The sequence below is a fragment of the Sinomonas atrocyanea genome (genome assembly GCF_030812675.1).
GTDB lineage: Bacteria > Actinomycetota > Actinomycetes > Actinomycetales > Micrococcaceae > Sinomonas > Sinomonas atrocyanea_B.
Genome location: NZ_JAUSTE010000001.1, coordinates 775,843 through 801,302 on the forward strand (window position 1 = coordinate 775,843; position 25,460 = coordinate 801,302).

General features: G+C 73.8%; 21 protein-coding genes and 2 tRNA genes. 6 read left to right on the plus strand and 17 right to left on the minus strand.

Features of this window, described 5'->3' with window-relative positions:
- Nucleotides 1-5: 5 nt before the first annotated feature.
- Entirely contained in the window at nt 6-470 is a 465-nt protein-coding gene (locus tag J2W20_RS03615; RefSeq protein WP_066499701.1) for an FAS1-like dehydratase domain-containing protein, read from the minus strand.
- A gap of 81 nt (nt 471-551) precedes the next feature.
- Here J2W20_RS03615 and J2W20_RS03620 point away from each other — a divergent pair, with 81 nt between their 5' ends.
- Together J2W20_RS03620 and J2W20_RS03625 are read left to right on the plus strand one after the other, a co-directional pair.
- Nucleotides 552-932, plus strand: coding sequence for an ArsR/SmtB family transcription factor (locus J2W20_RS03620; RefSeq protein WP_307004612.1), 381 nt, complete (start codon nt 552-554; stop codon nt 930-932).
- The gene (locus J2W20_RS03625; protein WP_307004613.1) at nt 929-2,644 is read left to right on the plus strand and encodes a SulP family inorganic anion transporter; all 1,716 of its coding nucleotides are present in this window, start codon (nt 929-931) and stop codon (nt 2,642-2,644) included. Before J2W20_RS03620 ends, J2W20_RS03625 begins: the two co-directional genes overlap by 4 nt.
- On the opposite strand, the gene J2W20_RS03630 is transcribed toward J2W20_RS03625, so the two are convergent.
- The 6 genes from J2W20_RS03630 to J2W20_RS03655 form a co-directional block, all read right to left on the minus strand.
- A complete protein-coding gene (locus J2W20_RS03630) occupies nt 2,634-2,858 on the minus strand; it encodes a DUF3188 domain-containing protein (protein WP_307004614.1) in 225 nt (74 codons plus the stop codon). The two genes, J2W20_RS03625 and J2W20_RS03630, sit on opposite strands and share 11 nt — an antisense overlap.
- 77 nt (nt 2,859-2,935) lie before the next feature.
- Nucleotides 2,936-3,865, minus strand: a complete 930-nt coding sequence (locus J2W20_RS03635; protein WP_307004616.1) for a DUF2797 domain-containing protein — start codon at nt 3,863-3,865, stop codon at nt 2,936-2,938.
- Between the two features lie 17 nt (nt 3,866-3,882).
- Nucleotides 3,883-4,773, minus strand: coding sequence for an HpcH/HpaI aldolase/citrate lyase family protein (locus J2W20_RS03640; protein ID WP_307004618.1), 891 nt, complete (start codon nt 4,771-4,773; stop codon nt 3,883-3,885).
- A gap of 73 nt (nt 4,774-4,846) precedes the next feature.
- On the minus strand, nt 4,847-5,038 hold the full coding sequence (locus J2W20_RS03645; protein ID WP_307004620.1) for a hypothetical protein: 192 nt from the start codon (nt 5,036-5,038) through the stop codon (nt 4,847-4,849).
- Nucleotides 5,039-5,192: 154 nt separating this feature from the next.
- A complete protein-coding gene (locus J2W20_RS03650; RefSeq protein WP_307004622.1) occupies nt 5,193-5,639 on the minus strand; it encodes a pyridoxamine 5'-phosphate oxidase family protein in 447 nt (148 codons plus the stop codon).
- 79 nt (nt 5,640-5,718) lie between these two features.
- Nucleotides 5,719-7,422, minus strand: a complete 1,704-nt coding sequence (locus J2W20_RS03655; protein WP_307004624.1) for a glycoside hydrolase family 13 protein — start codon at nt 7,420-7,422, stop codon at nt 5,719-5,721.
- A gap of 119 nt (nt 7,423-7,541) precedes the next feature.
- Here J2W20_RS03655 and J2W20_RS03660 point away from each other — a divergent pair, with 119 nt between their 5' ends.
- Nucleotides 7,542-8,720 carry an ROK family protein gene (locus J2W20_RS03660; protein WP_307004626.1) on the plus strand — a complete coding sequence of 393 codons (1,179 nt, stop codon included), beginning with the start codon at nt 7,542-7,544 and terminating at the stop codon, nt 8,718-8,720.
- A 36-nt stretch (nt 8,721-8,756) separates the two neighbouring features.
- Here J2W20_RS03660 and J2W20_RS03665 read toward each other — a convergent pair whose 3' ends face one another.
- The 10 genes from J2W20_RS03665 to J2W20_RS03710 form a co-directional block, all read right to left on the minus strand.
- Nucleotides 8,757-9,863, minus strand: a complete 1,107-nt coding sequence (locus tag J2W20_RS03665; RefSeq protein ID WP_307004628.1) for an acyltransferase family protein — start codon at nt 9,861-9,863, stop codon at nt 8,757-8,759.
- A gap of 182 nt (nt 9,864-10,045) precedes the next feature.
- Nucleotides 10,046-10,119, minus strand: a tRNA-Met gene (locus tag J2W20_RS03670).
- 62 nt (nt 10,120-10,181) lie between these two features.
- Nucleotides 10,182-10,253 (minus strand) — tRNA-Thr (locus J2W20_RS03675).
- Between the two features lie 162 nt (nt 10,254-10,415).
- Complete coding sequence (locus J2W20_RS03680; protein ID WP_307004629.1) at nt 10,416-12,446, minus strand: DEAD/DEAH box helicase; 2,031 nt, start codon at nt 12,444-12,446, stop codon at nt 10,416-10,418.
- Nucleotides 12,447-12,772: 326 nt separating this feature from the next.
- Nucleotides 12,773-13,426 carry an MOSC domain-containing protein gene (locus J2W20_RS03685; protein WP_307004631.1) on the minus strand — a complete coding sequence of 218 codons (654 nt, stop codon included), beginning with the start codon at nt 13,424-13,426 and terminating at the stop codon, nt 12,773-12,775.
- 38 nt (nt 13,427-13,464) lie between these two features.
- Nucleotides 13,465-14,166 (minus strand): response regulator, encoded by a 702-nt coding sequence (locus J2W20_RS03690; RefSeq protein WP_307004633.1) that lies wholly within the window; start codon nt 14,164-14,166, stop codon nt 13,465-13,467.
- Nucleotides 14,163-15,692 carry a sensor histidine kinase gene (locus J2W20_RS03695; RefSeq protein ID WP_307004635.1) on the minus strand — a complete coding sequence of 510 codons (1,530 nt, stop codon included), beginning with the start codon at nt 15,690-15,692 and terminating at the stop codon, nt 14,163-14,165. Before J2W20_RS03695 ends, J2W20_RS03690 begins: the two co-directional genes overlap by 4 nt.
- Nucleotides 15,693-15,747: 55 nt before the next feature.
- Nucleotides 15,748-16,692 (minus strand): cytochrome b/b6 domain-containing protein, encoded by a 945-nt coding sequence (locus tag J2W20_RS03700; RefSeq protein ID WP_307004636.1) that lies wholly within the window; start codon nt 16,690-16,692, stop codon nt 15,748-15,750.
- A gap of 91 nt (nt 16,693-16,783) precedes the next feature.
- The gene (locus J2W20_RS03705; RefSeq protein ID WP_307004638.1) at nt 16,784-17,950 is read right to left on the minus strand and encodes a cystathionine gamma-synthase; all 1,167 of its coding nucleotides are present in this window, start codon (nt 17,948-17,950) and stop codon (nt 16,784-16,786) included.
- A gap of 11 nt (nt 17,951-17,961) precedes the next feature.
- Entirely contained in the window at nt 17,962-19,347 is a 1,386-nt protein-coding gene (locus J2W20_RS03710; protein ID WP_307004640.1) for a cystathionine beta-synthase, read from the minus strand.
- 130 nt (nt 19,348-19,477) lie between these two features.
- Here J2W20_RS03710 and J2W20_RS03715 point away from each other — a divergent pair, with 130 nt between their 5' ends.
- The 3 genes from J2W20_RS03715 to J2W20_RS03725 are packed head-to-tail and all read left to right on the plus strand — an operon-like array spanning nt 19,478 to nt 25,456.
- Nucleotides 19,478-20,161, plus strand: coding sequence for a hypothetical protein (locus J2W20_RS03715; protein WP_307004641.1), 684 nt, complete (start codon nt 19,478-19,480; stop codon nt 20,159-20,161).
- Nucleotides 20,158-21,768, plus strand: coding sequence for a DNA polymerase Y family protein (locus tag J2W20_RS03720; RefSeq protein WP_307004643.1), 1,611 nt, complete (start codon nt 20,158-20,160; stop codon nt 21,766-21,768). The genes J2W20_RS03715 and J2W20_RS03720 overlap by 4 nt, the downstream gene beginning before the upstream one ends.
- 34 nt (nt 21,769-21,802) lie before the next feature.
- Nucleotides 21,803-25,456 carry an error-prone DNA polymerase gene (locus tag J2W20_RS03725; RefSeq protein WP_307004645.1) on the plus strand — a complete coding sequence of 1,218 codons (3,654 nt, stop codon included), beginning with the start codon at nt 21,803-21,805 and terminating at the stop codon, nt 25,454-25,456.
- The last annotated feature ends 4 nt before the right edge of the window (nt 25,457-25,460 follow it).

Here is a 25,460-nt window from a genome sequence, read left to right on the forward strand (position 1 = left end):
GGTGCTCACTGGCCCTCTCCCCTCACGAGAATCGACGAGACGGTCGTGGCGACGCTCTCGCCCTCGGCGTCCCCGGAGCCCAGCGCGCGGATCTCGGCGCGGGTGGTGATCATGGCCCCGCCGCCCATGGCGCGCACGGTGTCGACGTGGAGCTCGGCCGTGAGCCGGTCCCCGGCGACGATCGGGCGGTGGTGCGTGAAGCGCTGCTCGGCGTGGACCACGCGGGAGAAGTCGATGCCCGACTCGGGGTCCGCAATGAGCTGCGCGTCGGCACGCTGGGCCACGATGATCGCGAACGTGGGCGGGGCCACGAGGTCGGCGTGGCCGAGGGCGCGCGCGGCGTCGACCTCGTAGTGGGCGGGGTGCCCCGCCTTGACGGCGCGGGCGAACTCGCGGATCTTCTCGCGGGCCACGTCGTACACCTCGGCGGGCGGGTAGACGCGACCGGCGAGGTCGGGGTTGATGGCCATGGGGAAAGCCTAGCCGCTGGCACTGACATCCCTCGTGGATGCCGATATGATGGATTCATCAAGCCATCATCTGGAGGCAGCATGTTCAGCGACCGCGAGGCGCCGCTCTACGAGATCAAGGCGAACCTGTTCAAGGGCCTCGCCCACCCCGCCCGGATCCGCATCCTCGAGATCCTCGCGGCCTCGCCCGGCCAGTCCTGCCCGGTGAGCGAGCTGCTCGAGGGCACGGGGCTCGAGGCCTCCCACCTCTCGCAGCATCTGGCGACGCTGCGCCGCCACCGCGTCGTGACGAGTGTCCGCACGGCCAATTCGGTGACGTACTCGCTCGCGCACCCCACGGTCGCCGAGCTCCTCGCGATCGCCCGCACCTTCCTCCTCGACACGCTCTCCGAGACCCGCGAGCAGCTCGAGGCCGCCTCGGCCCTGCCCGCGGTCGCCGCGCACCACGGCGCGGCCCGATGAACGCCGCCGGATCCCGGCCCGCGGGGCGGGGCCTGGAGCCCGGAAGTCTCGGCGCGCTCCGGGCCCTCCTCCCCCAGGCCTCCGACTACGCGGGAACGCGCCGCACCTGGCGCGGCGACCTCGTCGCCGGCCTCACGGTCGGCATCGTGGCCCTCCCCCTCGCGCTCGCGTTCGGGGTGAGCTCGGGGGTCGGCGCCGAGGCCGGGCTGGTGACGGCGATCGTGGCGGGCCTCGTGGCCGCGGTCTTCGGCGGCTCGCACGTGCAGGTCTCCGGGCCCACCGGCGCCATGGTCGTGGTCCTCGCGCCGATCGTGGCCTCGCACGGGGCGGGCGCGGTCGCACTGCTCTCCGTCCTGGCCGGGGCCGTCCTTGTGGCCCTGGGAGCCTCGCGGCTCGGGCGGGCGGTCGCCTACATCCCGTGGCCGGTCGTGGAGGGCTTCACGCTCGGGATCGGCGTGATCATCTTCCTCCAGCAGGTTCCCCTCGCCGTCTCCGCGCACGTCGCCCCCGGCCAGAACACGGCGGTCGCGGCGGCGGCGGCCGTCGCCGCCGCGCCGTGGCCCCGGGCGGCGGCGAGCGTCTGCGTGGTCGTGCTCGTTGCCGCGGTGACCCTCCTGGTGCCGCGGATCCACCGGGCGCTGCCGGCCAGCCTCATCGCGGTCGTCGTGGCGTCCCTGGGGGCCGGGCTGCTGGGCCTCGACGTCGAGCGCATCGGTGCGCTGCCGGCCTCGCTCCCGGCGCCGGCCCTGCCAGCCCTCGGGCTCTCGGACCTGCCCTCGCTGGCCGGCCCGGCGCTGGCGGTCGCAGCGCTGGCCGCGATCGAGTCGCTCCTCTCGGCGCGGGTCGCCTCCGGGCTCTCCGGGCCCGACGGGCGGACCACCGGACCGTACAACCCGGACCGCGAGCTCGTGGGCCAGGGGCTGGCCTCGCTCGCTGCGGGGCTCTTCGGCGGCCTGCCCGCCACCGGGGCGATCGCGCGGACGGCAGTGAACGTCCGCTCCGGCGGCCGCTCCCGGATCGCGGCGATCGTCCACGCCCTGGTGCTGCTCGGCGTCGTCTATCTGGCGGCGCCGCTCGTCGCCCAGATCCCGCTCGCGGCCCTCGCCGGCGTCCTCATGGTCACGGCCGGGCGCATGGTCTCTGTGCGGACCGCCCGCCGGATCCTCGGCTCGACGCGGCAGGACGCCGTCGCGTTCGTGCTCACCGCCGTCATCACCGTCGCCTTCGACCTGATCGTCGCGATCCAGATCGGGCTCGTCGCCGCGGCCCTGCTCACGCTGCGCCAGTTCGCGAAGCTCGGGAGCGTCCGGCGCGAGCCGATCCCCGGGCCGGCGCACGACGGCGACGAGCACATCGCTGTCTTCCGCCTCGACGGCCTCATGTTCTTCGGCGCGGCGGAGCGGGTGCTCGAGGAGGTCACCCGCGCCTCATCGGCCGACGGCATCGAGGTCGTCGTCCTGCGCCTGTCCCAGCTGCGCTACCTCGACGCGACAGGGGCCCAGACCCTCGTCGAGGCGATCCGCACGCTCGAGGCCCGCGGCGTGACCGTGCTCCTCAAGGGGGTCCAGGACCAGCATCTCGACCTGGTGCGCCGGGTCGGGGTGATCGCGGAGCTGCGCCACCACCGGCACCTGTTCGACTCGCTGGGCGACGCCGTCGAGCACGCCCGGAGCCACGTGCGGCGGGCCCGGCTGGCCGGCGCTACTTCCTGAGCCGCCGCTTCGTCTCGCGGACCCGGATCCCGAGCCCGACCATGTGGATGACGAGTCCGACGCCGATGACCGCGATCGAGGGGTACAGGAGCCACGTGACGTGGCCGAGGTTCGCGACGATGCTCAGCACGATCCCGATCCCCAGGAAGGCCATGCCCGAGAACACGACCTTCTTGTAGAGCGGCGAGGCGGTCTCCCAGTAGTCGTTCGGCACGGCGTCCAGTCTAGGCGCGCGGTGGCCCGCGGCAGAAAAGCCCGCGGTGGAACGCAGCGGCCGGGCGGGCGGCCGGTTCAGAAGAGCGGGGCCTGGCGGGCCGGGAGGGTGCTCTCGAACGGCCCTAGCTCGATCCTCCTGCCCCGCAGCCGGCCGAGGTGGGCGACGAAGGCCTCGGCCTCAGGTCCCGCCGCGCCGAGGGCGAACGGGCCGAGGACCGAGGCGAGGGCGAGGGCGTGCTCCCCCACGCCGGGGTCGGCGGGATAGGCGCTCCTCGGCGCCGCGGACAGCAGCCCCCTCGCAGCGGCCGGCGGCTGCCAGTTCTCGCGCACGACGTCGAACCCTCCGATGCCTCCCACCTCTCCGAGCAGCCGGGTCACCTCGGCGGCCCGGGCGTCGAGGAGCCGGGCGAGGCGAGGTTCGGGGAGCGCGCGGGCGAAGGCGGCCAGCTTGGCCGCGGAGCTGATCGCCTGGCTGATGCCGAGGCCGGCGGTCACTGCGTCCTCGAGGACCCGGACCACGCGGCCGTCGGCCGCTGCGGCGACGTACACGGCCGCGGCCGCGCCCTGCTCTGCGAGCCGGTTCCAGCGGCGGGCCGAGCTCGCGGTGCCGACCTTGAGCTGCCCCGCGGCGCTCACGGCGAGGTAGAGCCAGTGCGGCTGCATGAGGTAGTCCCGCAGCCCCTCGGGGACCTTCCCGCTGCGGTGGAAGGCATGGATCAGGCGGGTGTCGTCGCGCTGCTCGCAGGCAGGGCACGCGGCCCCGTGGGCTGCTAGCGCCCGGTCCGGGCACGGGACGCGGGTGCGTGCGCTGGCGGAGTGCACCGTGGTGAAGCCGAGGCAGTGGACGCGCGCGTCCAGCACCCGCCAGCCTAGGCGCAGCCCGGACGTGAGGGGGATGCCGCGCAGCGCCCCGTCCGCGCCCGCCACGCTGAGCGACGGGGCCCCGCCCCGCTCGGCGGGGCCGTCCCAGGTGATGCCGTGGACGAGCCAGGGCCCGCCTTCCATCGCGGCGGCCTGGGCGCCTAGACCGCCGGCTGGACGCCGAACGCCGTGGCGAGCTTCATGATCTTCTCGGCGCGGCCCAGGCGCGGGAGGTCGGAGCCGTCGCGGATCACGCGGCCGTTGGCCTCGAAGTCGTGCATGAAGTCGGTGGCCCACGCGACGTCGGTCGGGGTCGGGGAGATGACCTCGTTGATCACGGTGGTCTGGTCGATGGCGAGGCACAGCTTCCCGGTCATGCCCATCATCACCGTGATGGCGCTCTGCTCGCGCAGGATCGGGTGGTTCGTGCCGACCGTGGGTCCGTCGATCGGGCCCGGGAGATTGCCCACGCGGGAGGCGACCACGAGCTTCGCGCGCGGGTAGGCCATGGCCTCGGGCGTCGCGGCCATGCCGGTGTCGCGGCGGAAGTCGCCCGATCCGAAGGCAAGGCGGAAGGCACCCTGGGCCTTGGCGATGCGGTTGGCCTCCTCGATGCCCACCGCCGATTCCACGAGCGGGATGACCGGGGTCTTCCCGTCCATGCGGTGGAAGCTCTCGGTCACCTGGTCGGCAGACTCGGTCTTCGCGAGCATGACGCCGAGCAGGCCGGGGGTCCCGCGCAGCCCGGCGAGGTCATCGGCCCAGAACGGGCTCGTGGCGTCGTTGACGCGCACCCAGGCGCGGCCGCCGGCGGTCAGCCAGCGCGAGACGTTCTCGCGGGCCTCGTCCTTGTGCGACGGGTCCACGGCGTCCTCGATGTCGAGGATGATGGCGTCCGCCCGGGATCCTGCCGACTCGTCGAACAGCTCCGTGCGCATCGCGTTGACGAGCAGCCAGGAGCGGGCGATCTCCGGGCTGATGTCGCGCGCGGGGCGGGCGGGGCGGTAGGCGTCCACGGGGCGCGTCGAATCGGCGGAAGCAGGTGAGGTCATGGGTCCACCGTAGCGCCGCGGAGGCCCCGCTGGCACATCGGAGGGCCCACCTCAGGGGCAGGGCCGGACCGGCTCAGAAGACGCCCAGCTGGTAGCCCGCCGTCCAGCCGCCGCAGGCCTCCCACCAGCGGATTCCCGCCGGGAGGCGGGGCACGCAGGAGGGGACGGAATCGGCGCGACGGCGATCGGGCGCCTTGGGCCGCCTCTCGGCGGGACGGGACGCCTCGTGGGGGGTTGGGCTGGCGACAGTCTCCTGCTCGGCCATGGGACTCTCCTGACTGACGAACGGTCGAAGAATCGGGCTCCCCAGCCAACCTCGATGCATCAAGTGCACGCCTGCTGCGGCAATATGTCAAGCGACTTTACTAATGGCACGGCGAGGCTCGGCGTGGCCTCCGGACCACAGCGGGCGCCTGCCGCTACTGGGCGAGGTACACGCGCCGGCCGCTGAGCCGGTCGGGGCGCACGCGGACGAAGGTGTCCCGCACTCCCCCAGCCCACGGCTCGTCCACCATCTGTCCGAAGAGGGCCGTGAGCTCGCCCGCGTCCTCGACGATTTCGGCCCGGCCGCTCGCGAGCACCGACCATCCGGCCTGGACGGCCGGCTGCATCGCGTCCACCTGCAGGGCGGCGCCGTCCTGGGGCAGGCTGTGGGCCACGCTCCCGTCCGGCGAGGTGCGGAAGTGGATGGCGCCGCCGTAGACGAGGTACCCGACGGGGTAGACGGCAACCCGGCCCTCATGGACGAACGCGAACCGGCCCACGCCTGAGGCGCCGAGCAGTGACCAGCACTGCTCGGCGTCCAGCTCGTAGTCCTCGTGGCGGGCTCCCGGCCCGTACTGGAAGTCCGCGTTGACGTCGGCCATGGCCCCTCCCCGTCGGTGGTCTTCCCCTAGGCTCCCATGGAGCGCGCAGGCGCGGAAGGGCCCTTCGCCCCCTGCTGCCTCAGGCCCGCGTGCGCACCCAGGCCGTCGCGTCGCCGGGCAGCTTGCCGCCTTCGACCTCCACGCTCGAGAGCAGGAGCTCACCGTCCGGCAGTTCCGTCGGGGCCGCGCCGAAATTCGTCACGACGTGCCAGGCGCCCCCGTCGGGAGCGGTGCGCGCGAAGTGCAGCACGTCTTCCTCCGCGGCGTCCGCCCACTCGAGGCGCTCCTCGCCGGCGAGCTCGCGGCGCAGCGCCAGCGCGCGGCGGTAGAAGGCCAGGGTCGAGCCCGCATCCTCCTCCTCGACACTCACCGCGTAGTCCCTGAACCATGCCGGCTGCGGCAGGTGCGAGCCGTTGGCCCCGAAGCCGAACGAGGTGCCGGTGGGCTCCCACGGGAGCGGGACGCGGCAGCCGTCGCGGCCGATCTCCACGCCGCGGTTGCGGAAGTACGTGGGGTCCTGCCGGTCCTTCTCCGGAATGCGGCCCACCTCCTGCAGGCCGAGCTCCTCCCCCTGGTAGAGGTAGGCGGACCCCGGCAGGGCGAGCATGAGCAGCGTCGCGGCCTTGGCCCGGCGCAGCCCGAGCGCGGCGTCGACCTCGGCCGGATCGCCGCCGTCGAGGAGCCAGTCCTTGCCGTCGGCGCCGGCGCCGCCGCGGCCGGTGCCCTTGGGCAGGCCGTAGCGGGTCGCGTGCCGCACCACGTCGTGGTTCGAGAACACCCACGTCGAGGAGGCGCCGGTGGCGGCGGCCTCGGCGAGGTTCTTGGTGATGACCTCGCGGAACTGGGCCGCGTCGAATTCGGCCTGGAGGAGGTCGAAGTTGAAGGCCTGTCCGAGACCCTCGGGCGAGGCGTACCGGGCGCGGCGGTCGGCATGGACCCAGGCCTCGGCGACGGCGGCGCGCGGGGGGTTGTACTCGTTGAACACCTTGCGCCATTCGGCGTAGATCGAGTGGACCTCGTCGCGGTCCCACAGCGGGTGCTCCCCGAGGGCGAAGAGGTCGGCGCGGTGGATCGTGGCGAGGTCGTCGTGCGCGCCGTCCATGTCCTTCTTCAGGCCGTGCGCCACGTCCACGCGGAAGCCGTCGACGCCGCGGTCGGACCAGAAGCGAAGGGTCGTCAGGAAGTCCTCGTGCACCTCGGGGTTGTCCCAGTTGAGGTCCGGCTGCTCCTTGGCGAACAGGTGGAAGTACCACTGGCCCGGGGTGCCGTCCGGCTCGGTGACGCGCTCCCACGCCCCTCCGCCGAAGATCGACGTCCACTCGTTCGGAGGCAGCTCGCCGTGCTCGCCCCGGCCGTCCCGGAAGATGTAGCGGTTGCGCGCCGGGGAACCCGGCTCCGCGGCCAGCGCCTCCTGGAACCACGCATGGCGGTCCGAGGTGTGGTTGGGGACGATGTCCGCGATCACCTTGATGCCGGCGCCGTGCAGCGCGGAGACCATCTCGTCGAAGTCCTCGAGGGTGCCGAGGCGGGGGTCCACGTTGCGGTAGTCGTCCACGTCGTAGCCGCCGTCGGCGAGCGCCGAGGGGTAGAACGGGCTGAGCCAGACGGCGTCGATCCCGAGCTTCGCGAGATAGGGCACGCGCGAGGTGATGCCCGGGATGTCCCCGAGGCCGTCCGCGTTGGAGTCGGCGAAGCTGCGGGGGTAGATCTGGTAGACGGCGGCCTGGCGCCACCAGTCGGCGGACGGGTTCGTGCGGTCGGGCTCGTGGGCGGTGGTGGGCACCGGTCCTCCTGTTCCGTGGGTCTGCCGCGGGTGCGCATGACGTCCCCGCGCTTTATATTTAGAATCTAAATCAATGCCGGAGTCCATTATTCGGTCGGCGCGAGGGGGAGGTCAAGCGAATGAGGAGAGGACCTGCGGCGGGGCCGCATGTGGTGCGGCTCGCCAACGCCGAGACGGTCCTGCGGACGCTCCGGGAAGCCCCCGACGCGGGGCTCACCGCCACCGAGCTCGTGGAGGCCACCGGCCTGAGCCGCGCGACCGCGATCGCGGTCGGCGACGACCTCGTGCGCCGGGGCTGGGCGGTCGGGCTGGACCCCGAACGGGCCGAGGCCGGTCGCGGGCGGCCGCCGCGCACCTTCGCCTTCCGCGCCGACGCCGGGGTGGTCCTCGGCCTCGACATGGGCGCCGGCAAGACGACCGCCCTCGTGGCGGACCTCCGCGGACGTCCGCTCGGCTCGGCCACCGGCACCTTCCCCGGGGCCGGCGCCGCCGGGCGCGTCGACACGGTGAGCGCGACGGCCCTCGCGGCCCTCGCGGCGGCCGGCACGAGGCCCGAGCGCGTGCTCGCGGTGGCGGCCGGCGTGGCCGCGCCCGTGGACCGGGACGGACGCATCGCGACCCCGCGGGACTTCTGGGAGCAGTTCGACGTGGGCCTCGCCGAGGGCCTGCGGGCGCGCCACGGGTGGCCCGTGATCATCGAGAACGACGCCAACCTCGCTGCCCTCGCCGAGCAGTGGCGCGGAGCGGCGCGCGGGGTGGACGACGTCGCCGTCGTGCTCGCCGGCGAGCGCCTCGGCGCGGGGCTGCTCGAATCGGGACGGCTCCTGCGCGGCCGCCACGGCGGCGCGGGCGAACTGTCCTTCCTGCGCCTCGTGGAAGGCGCCGCGGGCCCCCACGGCATCGGCCAGCTCGCGCGCGCCTGGGGCGCCGAGGCGGCGGCCGAAGGCGGGCTCGCGGGCCTCGCGCCGAACCAGGTCACCGCGGAGGCGGTCTTCCGGGCCGCACACGACGGCGATCCCGGCGCCCTGCGCGTGCTCGCGCGCCTCGCGGAGCACATGAGCCGCGTCGTCGCCGTCCTGGGCACGCTCCTCAACCCGGAGCTCGTGGTCCTGGGCGGGGCCGTGGCCGGCGCGGCAGCGGCGCTGCTGCCTGGGATCAGGCAGGAGCTCCCGCGCCTCACGGACACCCCGCCCCGCGTCGAGGTGTCCGCGCTGGGCGGTGACGCGGTGGCCATCGGGGCGGTGCGCCGGGCGCTCGACGACGTGGCCGACCGCGCCCTGGCAATCGAGCTGCCCTAGCGGGGCGCCCCAGGGGCCAGCAAGGGGCCGGTGGCGTCAGCCCGCCGCTGCGGCGGGAACGGCGGCCCGGGGCGCCCAGGTGGCCGTCCGGGCCCTGAGCCAGGCGACGAGGGGCTTGGTCGCGGCGTGTGCGCCGGCAGCCAGCACGAACGAGAGCGGGCCGGCGATGGCCCCCACCTCGAGGAACTGCGAATGGGCCAGCACGCCGAGCAGGCACAGCACCGGGTAGTGCCAGAGGTAGATCTCGTAGCTGATGCGGCCCACGTAGGTCAGCGGCGGCAGCGAGAGGACGCGCTGCAGGGGGCCGGCCCCGCCGCGCACGATCGCGACGATGAGCAGCAGCGTGCCCGCCGCCGCCGCGAGGGTATCGACGGTGGAGAGGGGAACGAGCGAGGAGTGCACGACGGAGAAGCCCACGAGGGCCACGCCGAGCAGGGCGTGCCAAGGACGCGCCGCGCGGTGGGAGCCGTGCAGGATCAGGGCCAGCGCGCAGCCGGCGAACAGGCCGCTCGCGCGCAGGATGAAGGACATGTGGCCCGTGGTGGCCTCGAGCACGAGGGCCCAGGCGCCGAGGCCGACCGCCGCGGCCGCCGCGACGGCGATGGCACGCCGCCGGCGCCTCCCCTGGACGGTGCGGGCGCCCTTCACGAGGAGCACGAGCGCGATCGGCCAGACGAAGTAGAACCATTCCTCGAGCCCGAGCGTCCACGTGTGGGCGTAGGCGGAGAGGCTGTCGGCGCCCGTCTCGGCGCCGACCGGCATGAGGTAGAAGAGCGCCATGAGTGAGCCCCAGGTGGCGTTGCCGGTGCCCATGAGGACGGCGATGGGCACGAACACCACGGCCAGCATGATCAGCAGCGGCGGGTACAGGCGGATGGCGCGCCGCAGGTAGAACCGGCGCAGCGAGATGCCTCCGTGCGCGTCGTGCTCCTCCAGGAGCAGGGTGGTGATGAGGAAGCCGGAGAGGGCGAAGAAGACGTCCACGCCGCCGGCGCCGCCGATGTGAACCGGCATGACGGCGTGGTAGACCACGACCAGGATGATGGCGAGGGCGCGAATGCCGTCGAGCGCAGGGACATGGCCCAGGCCCCCCGCGCGGGGCCGGGTCGGCGCTGCTGGACTGACAGTGGCTGTTGCCGTCATGCTTTCCTCTCGTTCGGGTCCGAGAGAGTGTAGCGGAGATGCCTTGGGACCATTTTGAGCAAGCTTACCCAGAGGGCCGCGGGAGGAATCAGACCGGGGTGCGGGGACCGGGCGGCCGGGCCACAGAAAGCGAACGGCCCGGACACAGAAAAGGACCCCCGGTCTCCCGGGGGTCCTGCCTGTAGCGGTGCCGGGACTCGATCCCGGGACCTCACGATTATGAGTCGTGCGCTCTAACCAGCTGAGCTACACCGCCACAACAAGGAAAAAGGCCGCGCCATCCGGTCAACACCGGTTGACGCGGACCCTCCTTGCGAGAGCCCCCCACGGGAATCGATCCCGTGACCTCCATCTTACCAAGATGGCGCTCTACCACTGAGCTAGGGGGGCAACAGACAGATACTTTACCGGAAGAGCGGCGGCCTCACCAAATCGGCAGGGCCGCGTCCGGCTCCGCCGAATGGGCGCCCGCCGCTCAGCACCGCAGACCGGAAAGCGCGGCGGGCCCGCCCCCGGATCTCCGGGGACGGGCCCGCCGTCAGGCGCTGTGGATCACCAGGCGCGGCTGCGGCCGCCGTCCTTGCCGTGGCGCGGCTTGCGGTCGCCGAAGCTCCCCCGGCCGGCGCCGGCGTACCCGCGGTCGTCGCGGTCGCGTCCGCCGCTGCGGCCGCCGCGGTCCGGACGGCCGCCGAACCCGCGGTCGCCGCCACGGTCACCGCGGTCGCTGCGGCCGCGGAAACCGCCACGCTCGCCGCCGCGCTCGCCGTCGTGGTTCGGGCGGCGGCCCGAGTCGAGCTCGAGCTTGATCAGCTCGCCGCCGATCCGGGTCTTGGACAGGGCCTTCCACTGGTCGGAGGACAGCTCCGCGGGCAGCTCCACGAGGGAGTGGTCAGCGCGGATGTCGATCCCGCCGATCTGGCTCGAGTGGAAGCCGCCCTCGTTCGCGAGCGCGCCCACGATCGAGCCGGGCATGACCCGCTGGCGACGGCCCACGGCGATGCGGTAGGTCGCGTTGCCCTCGGTCACCGACCGGGACGGGCCGCGGGAGCCGAAGCCGTCCTTGTTGCGGTCGCGCTTCTGGAACTCCGGCGTGGAGGGAAGCTCCTTGACGAAGAGCGGTGTGTCGCCCTGCACCATGACCGCGAGCGCCGCGGCGATCTCCGCCGCGGGCACCTCGTGCTCGTTCTCGTAGGAGGCGATGAGGTCGCGGAACATCGAGACGTCCTCGGACTCGAGGGTCTCGGTGATCCGGTCGGCGAACTTGCTCATGCGCAGCGAGTTGACCGTCTCGGCCGTGGGCAGGTGCATCTGCTCGACCGGCTGGCGCGTGGCCTTCTCGATCGCCCGCAGGAGGTACTTCTCGCGCGGGGTCATGAACAGGATCGCGTCGCCCTTGCGGCCGGCGCGGCCCGTGCGGCCGATCCGGTGCACGTAGCCCTCGGTGTCGTGCGGGATGTCGTAGTTCACGACGTGGCTGATGCGCTCGACGTCGAGGCCGCGGGCGGCGACGTCGGTGGCGACGAGGATGTCGATCTTCCCGGCACGCAGCGCCTCGACGGTGCGCTCACGCTGGGCCTGGGCGATGTCGCCGTTGATTGCGGCGGCCTGGAAGCCCCGGGCCTTGAGCTTCTCGGCGAGGTCCTCGGTGGCCATCTTCGTCCGCACGAACGCGATGACGCCGTCGAACTCCTCGACCTCGAGGATGCGGGTGAGGGCATCCAGCTTGTGCGCGCCCATGACCTGGAGGTAGCGCTGGCGGATGTTCTTCCCGGTCGTGGTCTGGGACTTGACCGTGACCTCTTCCGGCATGTTGAGGTACTGCTTGGACAGGCGGCGGATCTGCGAGGGCATGGTCGCCGAGAACAGCGCCACCTGGCGGCCGTCCGGGGTCTCCTGGAAGATGCGCTCGACGTCCTCCGCGAAGCCCATCCGGAGCATCTCGTCAGCCTCGTCCAGTACGAGGTACTGCAGCTCGGAGAGGTCCAGGGACCCCTTCTCGATGTGGTCGATCACGCGGCCGGGCGTGCCGACCACGACCTGGGCGCCGCGGCGGAGGCCGGCGAGCTGCGGGCCGTAGGCGGAGCCGCCGTAGACCGGCAGGACGGTGAAGTCGTCGAGGTGCTTGGCGTAGGAGGTGAAGGCCTCGGCCACCTGGAGCGCGAGCTCGCGGGTCGGGGCGAGCACGAGCGCCTGGGTGGCGCGGGACGGGCCGTTGAGGTCGTGGAGCTCGGCCAGGCGCGAGAGTGCGGGGACCGCGAACGCGGCGGTCTTGCCGGTGCCGGTCTGGGCCAGGCCCACGACGTCGCGGCCCTCGAGCAGGAGCGGGATCGTCGCCGCCTGGATGGGGGACGGCTTCTCGTAGCCGACGTCGGCGAGCGCCGCGAGGACGCGGCCGTCGATGCCGAGGTCTGCGAAGCGGGGGGTGCCGTCGTCCTCGGTGGAGGGCGCGGCGTCGTCCGCAGCGTCCGCGGGGGTGACCTCGGCGTCAGCGGGGGTGGCCTCGGCGGCGGGGGTGGTCGTCTCGGGGGTCTCGATGGCCTCGGAGTTCTCGATGGTCTCGGGCTTCTCGATGGTTTCAGGCATGCGTGTGTCCTCGCAGGTGGGGAGCCGGGGGAGGCTCGTCGTCGGTCAGTTACTCAGGCCCGGCGCTCTCTCAATCCCAGGCAGGGCTACTACGCTGCATTCGGCACCACATGCACCCGTACAGCGTTTGCTTCAGCCGGACTCCCCTATGCGATTGCCCGCATCGCGGGCCCCAACACACACCAGTCCTGCCTCAAGAATTGGGCAGGAGAAGGGAATTCCGGAAAGTGGGGGATGTATCCATCATACAGGACGCACGACGCCGCCCCTCCCCTCGGGCGGTTCCGGGGCCGTGAGGTCAGGCACAGTCATGCGGCCGGCGGCGGCTACTCCCGGCCGCGCCCGGCCGCTGCCACGACGTACTTCCGCAGGGCGGGTGCCAGCCGGAGGCCGTCGTCGGCCTCGGCATCGAGGAGGGCCTCGGCCATCTCGGCCGTCGGGTCCGCAAGCCACGCCCCCACCCGCACCCCGTGGTCGGGAACGTGCTCGATCCCGAACTGTGAGCCGGCCTCGATGTCCCCCGGCGTGATGACGCGGAGGTAGGCGCCGGAGAGCCCGGCCCGGGTGAACCACGAGACCCATCCGTCCTCGCCCATGCGCCGGGCGAAGGTCGCGCACGGGATGCGCGGCATCGTCACTTCGAGCACCGCGCCGGAAGAGAAGCGCCACCGCTCGCCGATCACGGCGTTGCTCGCCGTGATCCCGTCGATGCGGAGGTTCTCGCCGAAGAGCCCGGGCGGGATCTCGCGGCCGAGCTCGCGGGCCCACAGGGCTGCGTCGTCCTCCGAGTAGGCGTACACCGCCTTGTCCTCGCCGCCGTGGTTCGCGCGGTCCGCCTGGACGTCGCCGTGGAGGCCGAGGCGCCGGATCCGCACGGGGCCCTCGACGGGCCGCTTGTCGATCGCGGTCACCCCCACCGTGCCGGCGTCGGCGAGCAGCTGGTGGACGCGGCAGACGGCGACGACGCGGGCGGTCTTCATGGCCACCAGCGTACCCGCGGCACCACCGGCGGGACCCCTCACGGGTCGAAGCGGTAGCCCATGCCGGCCTCGGTGTGGAGGTGCCGCGGGCGGGCAGGGTCCTCCTCGAGCTTGCGCCGGAGCTGGGCGAGGTACACGCGAAGGTACTGGGTCTCCTTGGCGTAGGCCGGGCCCCACACCTGGGTGAGGATCTCGCGCTGGGTCACGAGCTGGCCGGCGCGGCGCACGAGGAGGGCGAGGATGTTCCACTCGGTGGGTGTGAGGCGCACCTCGGCGCCCCGGACGGCCACACGCCGGGCGGCGAGGTCGACGCTGAGGTCGCCGGCCTGCAGGCGGGGGGCCTCCCCCGTCCTGGGCCCCCGCCGGGCCGCGGCGCGCAGCCGCGCGAGCAGCTCCTCGAGTCCGAACGGCTTGGTCACGTAGTCGTCGGCCCCCGCATCGAGGGCCTCGACCTTGTCCTCGGAGCCGTGCCGGGCGGAGAGGACGATGACGGGCACGTCGGTCCAGGCCCGCAGCCGCCGGATCACCTCGATCCCGTCGATGCCGGGGAGGCCGAGGTCGAGCACCACGATGTCCACGCTGCGCGCCGCGGCGATCTCGAGGGCGTCCTCGCCGGTGGGCGCGGTGACGGCCTCATACCCGTGGACCCGCAGGTTGATCTGCAGGGCCCGGGCGAAGCGCGCCTCGTCCTCCACAATGAGGACCGTGGTGGGCACCGGGGCCTGGGCTGCCTGGCTCATGCGGCCTCCTCCCGGGCCGCCAGCGCCGGCGCGCCCTGGGAGAGCGGGAGGGACACGGACATGGTGAGCCCTCCCCCGGGCGTCTCCTCGGCCTCGATCCGCCCGCCCATCGCCTCGACGAAGCCCTTGGCGACGGCGAGACCGAGCCCCACCCCGCCCTGGGCCGCGACGTCGCCGAGGCGCTGGAACGGCCGGAACACGAGCAGGAGGTCCTCGGGAGGGATCCCGGCGCCGTGGTCCACCACCCGGAGCACCCCGCAGGGCCGGCCCCGCTCGTCCTGCGCGCCGCTGCGGGCGGTGAGCTCGACGGCGGCCCCCGGGGCGTACCGCAGGGCGTTCTCGACCAGGTTGGCCACGGCGCGCTCGAGCAGCACCGGGTCGGCGTCGACCGCCGGAGCGTTGGCGGGGATGAGGTCCGCCACGCGGTCCTGGCCGGCGAGGCCCCGGGGCAGCACCTCGCGCCACGACACGGGACGCAGGAGCGGCCGGACGGTGTCGGCGGAGATGCGCGACATGTCCAGCAGGTTCCCGACCACGTGGGAGAGGCGGTCCGTGTAGTCCTCGATGGTGCCCAGGAGCTCGGCCTCCTCCTCCGGGGTGAACTCGACGGCGGCCTGGCGCAGGCTGCTCACGCTGAGCTTGATCCCGGCCAGCGGGGTGCGCAGGTCGTGGGAGACGGCCTGAAGGATCGCGGTGCGGATCGCATTGCCCTCCTCGAGCCGGCGGTTGGCCTCGCGGCTGCGCGCCAGCTGCGCGCGCTCGCGCATCGCCACGAGGTAGACGCCGAAGGCCTCCAGCGTGCGCCGCTCGCCGGGATCGAGCGGGTGGCCGGAGGCGAGGAGGGTGTAGTAGCCGTCGGGGGCCACGGCGTCGTCCGCCGCCGCGTGCGAGACCGGGGGCGCCTCCCCCGCGGTGGCGAGCACATCCCACCCCGGCACCTGCCCGGACGCGCCCGCCGGGTCCTCGGCGGGGCGCCGGGCGAGCAGCGTGACGGCCCGCAGGCCCAGGGTCGAGCGCACCCGCTCGAGGAACTCCTCGGTCCCGCCGGCCGAGCCGAGGATGCCGAGGGCAAGCTCGGTCATGGCGTCCGCCTCCGCGGCCGCGCGCGTCGCCTGCTCGTAGCGGCGCGTCGCGGCGCCGACGGCGAGGGCCACCGCGCAGGCGACGGCGAGGAAGACGAGGAGGCCGACGACGGCCTCCGGCTGCGCGACGCTCAGGCTGCCCACGGGATCGGCGGTGAACCAGTTGAGCGCGAGGCTGCCGGCCACCGCCGCGACCACCGCGGGCCACAGGCCGCCCACGAGCGCGACCAGGACAGCGGCCAGCAGCTGCAGGAGCTCGACGGTCGCGAGGGCCCTCCCGCCGCGGCCGTCCGCGAGCAGCGGGGCGGCCGCGAGCTGCACGAGCGCCGGCAGGACGACGGCGAGGGCGAGCCCAACCAGCGTGCGCCGGCGGTCGAGGACGCCCAGCTCCGCGAGCCGGAGCCGGTGCTCGGGCGCCGGGAGGAACGGGGTCCGCTGGCTCATGCGGCCATTGTGGCAGGCCGGGCGGCGCCGGGCCGCCGCCCGGCGCGGGTCCGGGTCAGTTCCGGGTCACCGTGCCCATGAGGGAGGCCACCGGCCGCAGGAACAGCGGCCGTGCGAGGAGCCAGAGGCCGGCGATGACGAGCACGCCGACGGCGAAGAGGATGAACCCGAGCCAGTCCCCGCCGTCGTGCGCGGCGAACATGTGGTTGAGGTTCTTCAGCGCCCCGGTGGTGAGCACGAGGACCACGTGGACGATCACGAAGACCACGAAGAATCCCATCACCGGGAAGTGCACGGCGCGCGCCCACTCCATCGGGTAGGCCTTGTTCAGGCGTGGGGCCTTGGCGTTCGTGGGCCAGACGGCGGACATGCGCAGGCCCGTGAGGATCGCGAGCGGGGCGGCGAGGAACACGACCGCGAAGTAGGTCAGCTGCTGGAGCGCGTTGTAGTTGACCCAGCCGTCCTCGAGCGGCCAGTCGAGCGAGGCGTACTGCAGGGCCGCGGACACCGCGTGCGGGAACACGTCCCACGAGGTCGGCACGAGCCGGACCCAGTGGCCGGTGGCGAACATGAGCACGAAGAACACGACCCCGTTCAGGACCCACAGGGCGTCGAGGCACAGGTGGAGCCACAGGTCGAGGCTGATCTTCTTCGGCTGGCCCTTGGTCTTGAGGAACCCCTTGTTGCTGCGCTTCCAGTAGCCCTGGGGCCGGGTGGTGAACCGGACCTGCAGGCCGGTGCGCACGATCAGCGTCAGGAACATCATGTTCAAGAAGTGCAGCACGTTCAGCCACGCGGGCAGCCCGTCGGGCGCCCAGCTGGGCAGCGGGGCGTGGCCGGGGTACGTCGCGATGAACTGCGAGACCGCCGCGGTGCTGCGCAGCCACTTCGCGCCGAGGACGACGATCGCGAGCACGACGACGGCGCCGACGCCGACCGCCGTCGGCCGGAACCACGGCGCCCGGGTCAGTCCGGGCTTCGCAGGGGAGCTCTGCGGCATGGAGGGAGTCCTTGGGAGTGTCGGAAGGATGGGGGCGGGTGGCGGGGACGGCCAGGGCCGGTGGACGGGCGGGGCGCGCCCGCGCGGCGGGTCAGAGCCGGGAGATGGCCGCGTCGAGGTCGGCGATGAGGTCATCGACGTCCTCGATGCCCACCGAGAGGCGCAGCAGGTTGACCGGGACGGCCAGCTCGGTGCCCTTCACGGACGCGTGGGTCATCTCGGACGGGTAGTTCATGAGCGACTCGATGCCGCCGAGGCTCTCGGCGAGGGTGAACAGGCGCGTGGACTCGGCGACCGTGCGGGCCGCGGCCTCTCCGCCCACGAACTGCACCGAGACCATGCCGCCGAAACGGCGCATCTGCTTCGCCGCGAGCTCGTGGCCCGGGTGCTCGGGCAGCCCGGGGTAGAGCACCTGGTCGACGCCGGGGCGGCCCACGAGCCACTCGGCGATCTTCTGCGCGTTGTCGGAGTGGCGCTCCATGCGCACGCCGAGCGTCTTGAGGCCGCGCGTGGTGAGGAAGGCGTCCATGGGGCCGGAGACGGCGCCGACCGCGAACTGGACGAAGCCGATCTTCTCCGCGAGCTCGCCGTCGTTGACGACGACGGCGCCGCCCACCACGTCCGAGTGGCCGCCGATGTACTTGGTGGTCGAGTGGACCACCACGTCCGCGCCGAGCGCGAGGGGGTTCTGCAGGTACGGGGACGCGAAGGTGTTGTCCACGACGAGGAGGGCCCCGGCGTCGTGCGCGAGCTCGGCGAGGGCCGCGATGTCGGTGATCTTCATCATCGGGTTCGAGGGGGTCTCGACCCACACGAGGCGGGCCCCGCCCTCGGCGACCGCGGCGCGCACGCCGTCGAGGTCGGACATGTCCACGGGCTGGTTCCCGATGCCCCACGGGGCGAGGACGCGGGAGATGAGGCGGTAGGTGCCGCCGTAGGCGTCGTTGCCGAGCACGATCCGGTCCCCGGGCGAGCACAGGGCGCGGATGAGGGCGTCCTCGGCGGCCAGCCCCGAGCCGAACGAGTAGGCGTGGGAGCCGCCCTCGAGCGCGGCGAGCTGCTCTTGGAGCGCGTCCCGCGTCGGGTTGCCGCCGCGGCCGTACTCGTAGCCGGAGCGGAGGCCGCCGATGCCGTCCTGGGCGTAGGTGGAGGAGAAGTGCAGCGGGGGGACGACGGCGCCCGTCCGCGGCTCGAACTCCTGGCCGGCGTGGACGGCCCGCGTGTTGAATCCGGTGGTCTTCTCGCCCTGCTCAGGCATGGGGGTCTCCCTTACTTGTTGAGGTTGGCCAGGAGGTCGTGGCGGGTGAGGATGCCGACGGGCGCACCGACGAAGGTGACCATGACGGCGTCGTCCTCGCTGAGCATCTTCCGCAGCTCCGCCTGGCCCTCGAGGGAGCCGATGACGGGCAGGCGCGGGCCCATGTGCTCGGAGATCTTGTCGGTGAGCTTCGCGTCCCCGCGGAACAGGCTCGCGGACAGGGAGCGCTCGTCCACGGCGCCGAGGACCTCCCCCATCACCACGGGGGGCTCGGTCGAGAGCACGGGCAGGTGGCTGACCCCGTACTCGGTCATGATGTCGATGACGTCGCGGACCGTCTCGTTGGGGTGGGTGTGGACGAGATCCGGGAGGCGGCCGTCCTTGCCCTTGAGCAGGTCGCCGACCGTCTTCTCGTCCTGGCCCGGGAGGAAGCCGTAGGAGCGCATCCAGTCGTCGTTGAAGATCTTGGCGAGGTAGCCGCGCCCGGAGTCGGGCAGGACCACGACGACGACCGCGTCCTCGGGCAGGTCCTTCGCCACCCGGAGGGCGGCGGCCACGGCCATGCCGGAGGAGCCGCCGACGAGGAGGCCCTCCTCGCGGGCGAGCCGGCGCGTCATGGCGAAGGACTCGGCGTCGGTGACGGCCAGGACCTCGTCCGGGACGGACTTGTCATAGTTCCCGGGCCACATGTCCTCGCCGACGCCCTCGACGAAGTACGGCCGGCCGGTGCCGCCGGAGTAGACGGAGCCCTCGGGGTCGGCGCCGATGACCTTGACCTGGCCGCCCTCGGAGGCGGGCCGGTCCTTGGAGGCCTCCTTGAGGTACCGGCCGGTGCCGGTGATGGTGCCGCCGGTGCCGGCGCCGATGACCACGTGCGTGATCCTGCCGTCCGTGTCCGCCCAGATCTCCGGTCCGGTGGTCTCGTAGTGGCTGGCCGGGGCGCCCGGGTTGGAGAACTGGTCCGGCTTGAACGCGCCGGGGATCTCGCTGACGAGGCGGTCGGAGACGCCGTAGTACGACTGCGGGGAGTCCGGCGGGACGGCGGTCGGGGTGACGACGACCTCGGCCCCGTAGGCCGCGAGCACCGCGCGCTTCTCCTCGCCGACCTTGTCGGGGACCACGAAGATGCACCGGTAGCCCTTCTGCTGGCCCACCAGCGCGAGGCCCACGCCGGTGTTGCCGCTCGTGGGCTCAACGATGGTGCCACCGGGGCCGAGCTTGCCGTCCGCCTCCGCCTGCTCGATCATCTTCAGCGCGATGCGGTCCTTGATGGAGCCGCCGGGGTTGAGGTACTCGAGTTTGACCAGGACCGTCGCCTTGATGCCTTCGGTGACCTTGTTCAGCTGGACGAGGGGCGTGTGCCCGATGAGTTCGACGACGGACTTGGCATACTTCACGACCCCCACTGTAGCCTCTGGGCCCGGACGCGCAGAGGCGGCCGACTCCGGGGTTCACGCACGGGGCGGAGTTTCGAACAGCACTCCTTCCCCGATTGACTTCTTCGAACATGTTTTCGAGAATTGGAGCATGTCCCTCGCCCTCAGCTCCGATTCCGCGGCGGCCGCCGCGGGGCAGCTGCGCGAGCTCCAGGAGCGCATCCACACCCTGCAGGGCCGGCGGAACCGCCAGGGCTCGCATCCCGTCCTCCCCTGCCTGACGCCCCTGTTCCCCGGGGGGCTGCGCGGCGGGGCCGCCTACTCCCTCGACACCCGCCTCTCCGTGGCCATGGCCCTGCTGGCCGCCTCGTCCGCCGAGGGGCAGTGGTGCGGGGTGGCCGGGATCCCGGATTTCGGCGCGGAGGCGGCCGCCGGGTTCGGCATCGCCCTCGACCGCCTCGTGCTCGTGCCGGACCCGGGGGCCGACTGGCTCGCCACGGTCGGCGCCCTCGTCGACGTGCTGCCGCTGGTCCTGGTCCGGCCGCCCACGCCGGCGCGGCCCGGCGAGGCCTCCCGGCTCGCCTCGCGGCTGCGCGAGCGGTCCGGCGTCCTGCTGGTGCTGGGCCCGTGGCCCCAGAGCGAGGCCTCGCTGAGCCTGGCGGGATCGAGCTGGGAGGGCCTCGGCCGGGGCCACGGGCATCTGGCGCGCCACCTCGTGGAGCTCCGGGCGAACCACCGCGGACGCCTCCGCACAGCGACCGTCGACCTCGCCTCGCCCGAGACCGTGGCCCTGCCGGCCCGCGGCCCGCGCCGGGCAGCCGGGAGCCGGCCGTGAGCCCGGCGGCGGGCTCCGCGCAGCCGCCGCGGGCGCTCGTGCTGTGGTTCCCGGACTGGCCCCTCGTGGCCGCGCACCTGGCCGGGGAGGTGCCGGACCACGCCGCCGCGGCAGTGATCGAGAAGGGCCTCGTGGCCGTGTGCTCCGCTCCGGCGCGGGCCGCCGGCGTGGCGCGGGGCCTGCGGGTGCGGGAGGCGCAGGCCCGCTGCCCCGAGCTGGTCAAGGTCCCCGCGGACCCGGAGCGCTCGGCGCGGGAGTTCGAGCCCGTGGTGCGGGCCCTCGAGACCGCCGTCCCGGGCGTCCAGGTGCTCCGCCCGGGCCTGTGCGCCCTCAGGGCGCCGGGGGCGGCCCGCTACTACGGCAGCGAGCACGGGGCCGGGGGCGCTGCCCTCGAGGCGGTCGCCCGGCTGGGACTCGAGGCCCGGGCCGGGATCGCGGACTCGGTCTTCGCCGCCGAGCAGGCGGCGCGGGGCAGCCAGGAGCTCTCCCCCCTGCGGATCGTGGAGCCGGGAGCCTCGGCCCGGTTCCTCGCGCCCCTGCCCGTTGCGGCCCTCGGCGATGCGAGGATCGCCTCCCTGCTGATGCGGCTGGGCCTGCGCACCCTGGAGGACTTCGCCGCGCTGCCCGCCGCGGAGGTCCGCTCCCGGTTCGGCGCCGAGGGCCTCGCCGCCCATGCCCGGGCCCGGGGCCGGGACCCCCGGCCCGTGGTGCCCCGGGTCCCGCCGGAACCGCTCGACCGCTCGGTGGACTTCGAGCCCGGGCTCGAGCGCATCGACCAGATCGCGTTCGCCCTCCGTCCGGTCGCCGAGGACCTCGTCGCAGGGCTGGTGCGCGCAGGGCTCGCCTGCACGCAGCTGCGGGTGCAGATCACCGACGACGCCGGGGGCCGCTCCGAGCGCTCGTGGGGGCACCCGCACCAGTTCGGGCCGGGCGACGCGGTGGACCGGGTCCGCTGGCAGCTGCAGTCCGGCGGCCCCGAGGGGACGGCCCGGCATCGGGGCCGGCAGCCGTGGCTCTCCACCGGCGAGGCGCTGGCGGCCCCGGTGGTCCAGGTCCGCCTGGCCCCGGAGCGGGTGGACCTCCTCGGACGGCGCACCCAGACGCTGTTCGGCGGCGTGGACGAGCGGCTCGACCACGGCCTGCACCGCCTCCAGACGATGCTGGGGCACGGGTCGGTGCTGCAGGCGGCCGCCGCCGGCGGTCGGCTCCTCGCAGAGCGCTGCCTGCTCGTGCCCTGGGGCGAGGAGGCCCCGCCCGGGACCTCGGACCTGGCCTCCCGGCCCTGGCCCGGGGCCGTCCCGCCGCCCCTGCCCGCCACGGTGTTCGCCGACCCCCTGCCCGTCGCGCTGTTCGGGGACGACTCGCGCCCCCTCGAGGTGGACGGCCGCGGGCACCTCGCGTCCGCGCCGGCCTGGTTCTCACCGGACCCGGGCGCGGCCCGGCGCGTTGTGCGCAGCTGGGCGGGGCCCTGGCCGCTGCGCGAGAGGTGGTGGGACGCCGAAGGGAGCCGGCGGGCGGAGCGCTTCCAGATCCTCGACAGCGAGGGAGAGGCCTGGCTGCTGCTGGGCGAGGACGGCCGGTGGTGGGCAGAGGCCCGGTACGACTGAAAACCGGTACGACTGAGAACTGAGGGAGGAACCGATGGGGTGGACCAACCCGCCGATCCCCTGGCGGCAGCTCCACGACATCCTCGACGGCAAGGAGGTCTCCGCGGACGAGCTCCGCGGACGCACCGGGGCCGGCCGGGCCCCCGTCGAGCACGACGGCGGGGACAGCCCGGCCTGGTCCCGGAAGCGCGGACCCTACATCCCCCTCCCGGCGCTCTCCCCCGGCGCCGGGGACGGGGCGGGGGGCGGGGCCGGGGGCGGGACCGGCGGCGTCAGCCCGGGGGACGGTACCGAGGCGGAAGGCGCGGGTGCGCGCACCGGCGGCCGCGCGCCGTCGTCCGCCGTTCCCGCCGTTCCCTACGCGGAGCTGCACGTCCACTCGCACTACAGCTTCCTCGACGGCGCGTCATCGCCGGAGGAGCTCGTCGAGGAGGCTGTGCGGCTGGGCCTGTCTGCCCTGGCCATCACGGACCACGACGGCTTCTACGGTGCGGTGCGCCTCGCCGAGGCCGCCGAGGCCTACGGGCTGGCCACCGTGTTCGGCGCCGAGCTCTCGCTGGGCCTGTCCGCCCCGCAGAACGGCCGGCCCGACCCGGAGGGAGAGCACCTGCTCGTCCTCGCCCGCGGCGAGGAGGGGTACCACCGGCTGGCCGGCGCCATCACCGCCGGGCAGCTGGCCCGGGAGGCCGAGAAGGGCAGGCCCGTGTTCGTCCTCGAAGACCTCGCCGAGCGCCTGCGCGGGCACTGCGTGGTGCTCACCGGCTGCCGCAAGGGCGCCGTCCGCAGGGCGCTCGCCAGCCACGGGGAGGCGGCCGCCGAACGCGCCGTCCGGGCGCTCGTGGACCTGTTCGGCCGCGACGGCGTGGCCGTGGAGCTCTACGACCAGGGCAGCCCGCTCGACACGGACCACAACGACGCCCTCGCCGCCATCGCCGCACGGACCGGGCTTCCGTGCGTGGCTACGAACGCAGTGCACTTCGCCGCGCCGTCGAGGCACCCGCTCGCGACCGCGCTGGCCGCCGTCCGGGCCCGGCGCAGCCTCGATGAGCTCGACGGCTGGCTGCCCGCCACCGACGGCGCGCACCTGCGCAGCGGGGCCGAGATGGGCCGCCGGTTCGCGCGCTACCCGGGGGCGGTGGAGAACACCGTGCACCTCGCCGGCGTGCTGGCCTTCCCCCTGCGCTCGGCGCGCCCGAGGCTGCCGAAGCAGGAGGTCCCGGCGGGCAGCACGCCGATGTCCCACCTGCGGGACCTCGTGGAGGTCGGTCTCGAGGACCGCTACGGCGCCCCGGGGCCCGGCTGGCGGGGGCCCGTGCCACCCGAGGAGGTCCGCGAGCGCCTCGAGAAGGAGCTCGCGGTGATCGAGAAGAAGGACTTCCCGGGCTACTTCCTGATCGTGCACGAGATCGTCCAGTTCGCCCGCAGCCGGGGCATCCTCTGCCAGGGCCGGGGCTCGGCGGCCAACTCGGCCGTGTGCTACCTGCTGGGGATCACGGCGGTGGACAGCATCGCGTACCGGCTGCCGTTCGAGCGGTTCCTCTCGAGCCTGCGCGAGGAGGAGCCGGACATCGACGTCGATTTCGACTCGGACCGGCGCGAGGAGGTGATCCAGCACGTCTACGCGAAGTACGGCCGCGCCAACGCCGCCCAGGTCGCCAACGTGATCAGCTACCGGCCCAAGAACGCCGTGCGGGACGCGGCCAAGGCCCTCGGCTACGGCCCCGGCCAGCAGGACGCCTGGTCCAAGCGCCTCGAGCGGTGGGACGCGCTCTCCGCGGGCGGCTCCGACGACGCCGACGGGATCCCGCCGCGCGTCGTGGCCCTCGCCGAGCAGTTCCTCGGCTATCCGCGCCACCTGGGCATCCACTCCGGCGGCATGGTGCTCACGGAGCGGCCGGTGGGCGAGGTCGTGCCGATCGAGCACGCCCGCATGGAGAACCGGACGGTCCTGCAGTGGGACAAGGACGACTGCGAGTGGATGGGCCTGGTCAAGTTCGACCTGCTCGGCCTCGGGATGCTCGCGGCGCTCCAGTACTGCTTCGACTTGGTCGAGGAGCACTTCGGGGTGCGCTGGCGGATCGAGGACATCCCCAAGGAGGAGGCCGCCGTCTACGACATGCTGTGCCGCGCCGACTCGGTGGGCGTGTTCCAGGTCGAGTCGAGGGCACAGATGAGCACGCTCCCGCGGCTGCGGCCCCGATGCTTCTACGACCTCGTGGTGGAGATCGCCCTCATCCGGCCCGGGCCGATCCAGGGCGGGGCGGTCCACCCGTACATCCGCCGGCGCGCGGGCGAGGAGCCCGTGGCCTACCCGCACCCGCTGCTGGAGCCGGTGCTCGAGCGCACCCTCGGGGTGCCGCTGTTCCAGGAGCAGCTCATGCAGATGGCCATGGCGATCGGCGGGTGCACGGCCGAGGACGCCGACCTGCTGCGCCGGGCCATGGGCTCCAAGCGGGGGGTCGAGAAGATCGGGAGCCTGAAGGAGAAGCTCTTCGCCGGCATGGCCGCGAACGGGCTGACCCCCGAGGAGTCGAAGGCGATCTACACCCAGATCGCGGCGTTCGCCGACTTCGGCTTCGCCGAGTCCCACTCCATCAGCTTCGCGGTGCTCGTGTACGCGAGCTCGTGGCTCAAGCTGCACTACCCCGGCGCCTTCCTCGCCGCGCTCCTGCGGGCCCAGCCCATGGGCTTCTACTCGCCCCAGACCCTCGTGGCGGACGCGCGCCGGCACGGCGTCACCGTGCTCCGCCCGGACATCCTCCGCTCGCGGGCCGACGCGTGCCTGGAGCCGCAGGATGGGACGCACGACGGCGGCGGGGAGGCAGCGGCGGCCGGCCCACCGGGCGTCCCGGGGCCGGCACCCACGATCCAGCCCCCGGCAGGCCCGGGCCTGGACGCGTGCCTGGGGCGGGTCCAGCCGCCGATCGGCCCCTTCGACCCGCAGGCCCCCGACGAGGGGCACGCCCACCGGCGGGACGGGAGCCGCGCGGTCAGGCTCGGGCTCTCGAGCGTGCGCGGCATCGGCCGGGACCTCGCCGAGAGGATCGTCGCCGAGCGCGAGGCGGGGGGCCCCTTCCGGGAGCTGGCCGAGCTGTCCCGGCGCACCGGGCTCACGGCGGAGCAGCTCGAGGCGCTCTCCTCGGCCGGGGCGCTGGACTCGCTCGGCCTCACCCGGCGCGAGGCCCTGTGGCAGTCGGGGGCCGCGGCCCTGGAGCGGCCGGGCCAGCTCCCCGGGTCCCAGCCCTACGTCCAGCCGCCGCTCCTGCCCGAGCTGGCGGCGGAGGACGCCGTGGCCTACGACCTGTGGGCCACCGGCGTCGCCACCGACGACCACCCGCTGCGCCACGCCCGCGGCCGCCTCGACGCGCGCGGGGTGCTGCGCATCGACCAGCTCCGCACCGCCGCGCCGGGGGGCCGGATCGAAGTGGCCGGCGTCGTGACCCACCGGCAGCGGCCGCAGACAGCGCAGGGCATCACGTTCATGAACGTCGAGGACGAGACGGGGATCCTCAATGTGGTGTGCAGCATCGGCGTCTGGACCCGCTACCGGCGCGTTGCCCAGGCCGCGCCCGCCATGGTGATCCGCGGGATGCTGGAGCGTTCGAAGGAGGGCGTGACCAACCTGGTCGCGGACCGGCTCGAGGCCCTGCCCCTGAAGGCGAAGACCTCCAGCCGCGACTTCAGGTGAGCCG

Bases quoted from the DNA above. Each gene is read 5' to 3' on its own strand.
- J2W20_RS03615 (WP_066499701.1), bottom strand. From the start codon at position 470: ATGGCCATCAACCCCGACCTCGCCGGTCGCGTCTACCCGCCCGCCGAG.
- J2W20_RS03620 (WP_307004612.1), top strand. From the start codon at position 552: ATGTTCAGCGACCGCGAGGCGCCGCTCTACGAGATCAAGGCGAACCTG.
- J2W20_RS03625 (WP_307004613.1), top strand. From the start codon at position 929: ATGAACGCCGCCGGATCCCGGCCCGCGGGGCGGGGCCTGGAGCCCGGA.
- J2W20_RS03635 (WP_307004616.1), bottom strand. From the start codon at position 3,865: ATGGAAGGCGGGCCCTGGCTCGTCCACGGCATCACCTGGGACGGCCCC.
- J2W20_RS03640 (WP_307004618.1), bottom strand. From the start codon at position 4,773: ATGACCTCACCTGCTTCCGCCGATTCGACGCGCCCCGTGGACGCCTAC.
- J2W20_RS03645 (WP_307004620.1), bottom strand. From the start codon at position 5,038: ATGGCCGAGCAGGAGACTGTCGCCAGCCCAACCCCCCACGAGGCGTCC.
- J2W20_RS03650 (WP_307004622.1), bottom strand. From the start codon at position 5,639: ATGGCCGACGTCAACGCGGACTTCCAGTACGGGCCGGGAGCCCGCCAC.
- J2W20_RS03660 (WP_307004626.1), top strand. From the start codon at position 7,542: ATGAGGAGAGGACCTGCGGCGGGGCCGCATGTGGTGCGGCTCGCCAAC.
- J2W20_RS03665 (WP_307004628.1), bottom strand. From the start codon at position 9,863: ATGACGGCAACAGCCACTGTCAGTCCAGCAGCGCCGACCCGGCCCCGC.
- J2W20_RS03680 (WP_307004629.1), bottom strand. From the start codon at position 12,446: ATGCCTGAAACCATCGAGAAGCCCGAGACCATCGAGAACTCCGAGGCC.
- J2W20_RS03685 (WP_307004631.1), bottom strand. From the start codon at position 13,426: ATGAAGACCGCCCGCGTCGTCGCCGTCTGCCGCGTCCACCAGCTGCTC.
- J2W20_RS03690 (WP_307004633.1), bottom strand. From the start codon at position 14,166: ATGAGCCAGGCAGCCCAGGCCCCGGTGCCCACCACGGTCCTCATTGTG.
- J2W20_RS03695 (WP_307004635.1), bottom strand. From the start codon at position 15,692: ATGAGCCAGCGGACCCCGTTCCTCCCGGCGCCCGAGCACCGGCTCCGG.
- J2W20_RS03700 (WP_307004636.1), bottom strand. From the start codon at position 16,692: ATGCCGCAGAGCTCCCCTGCGAAGCCCGGACTGACCCGGGCGCCGTGG.
- J2W20_RS03705 (WP_307004638.1), bottom strand. From the start codon at position 17,950: ATGCCTGAGCAGGGCGAGAAGACCACCGGATTCAACACGCGGGCCGTC.
- J2W20_RS03715 (WP_307004641.1), top strand. From the start codon at position 19,478: ATGTCCCTCGCCCTCAGCTCCGATTCCGCGGCGGCCGCCGCGGGGCAG.
- J2W20_RS03725 (WP_307004645.1), top strand. From the start codon at position 21,803: ATGGGGTGGACCAACCCGCCGATCCCCTGGCGGCAGCTCCACGACATC.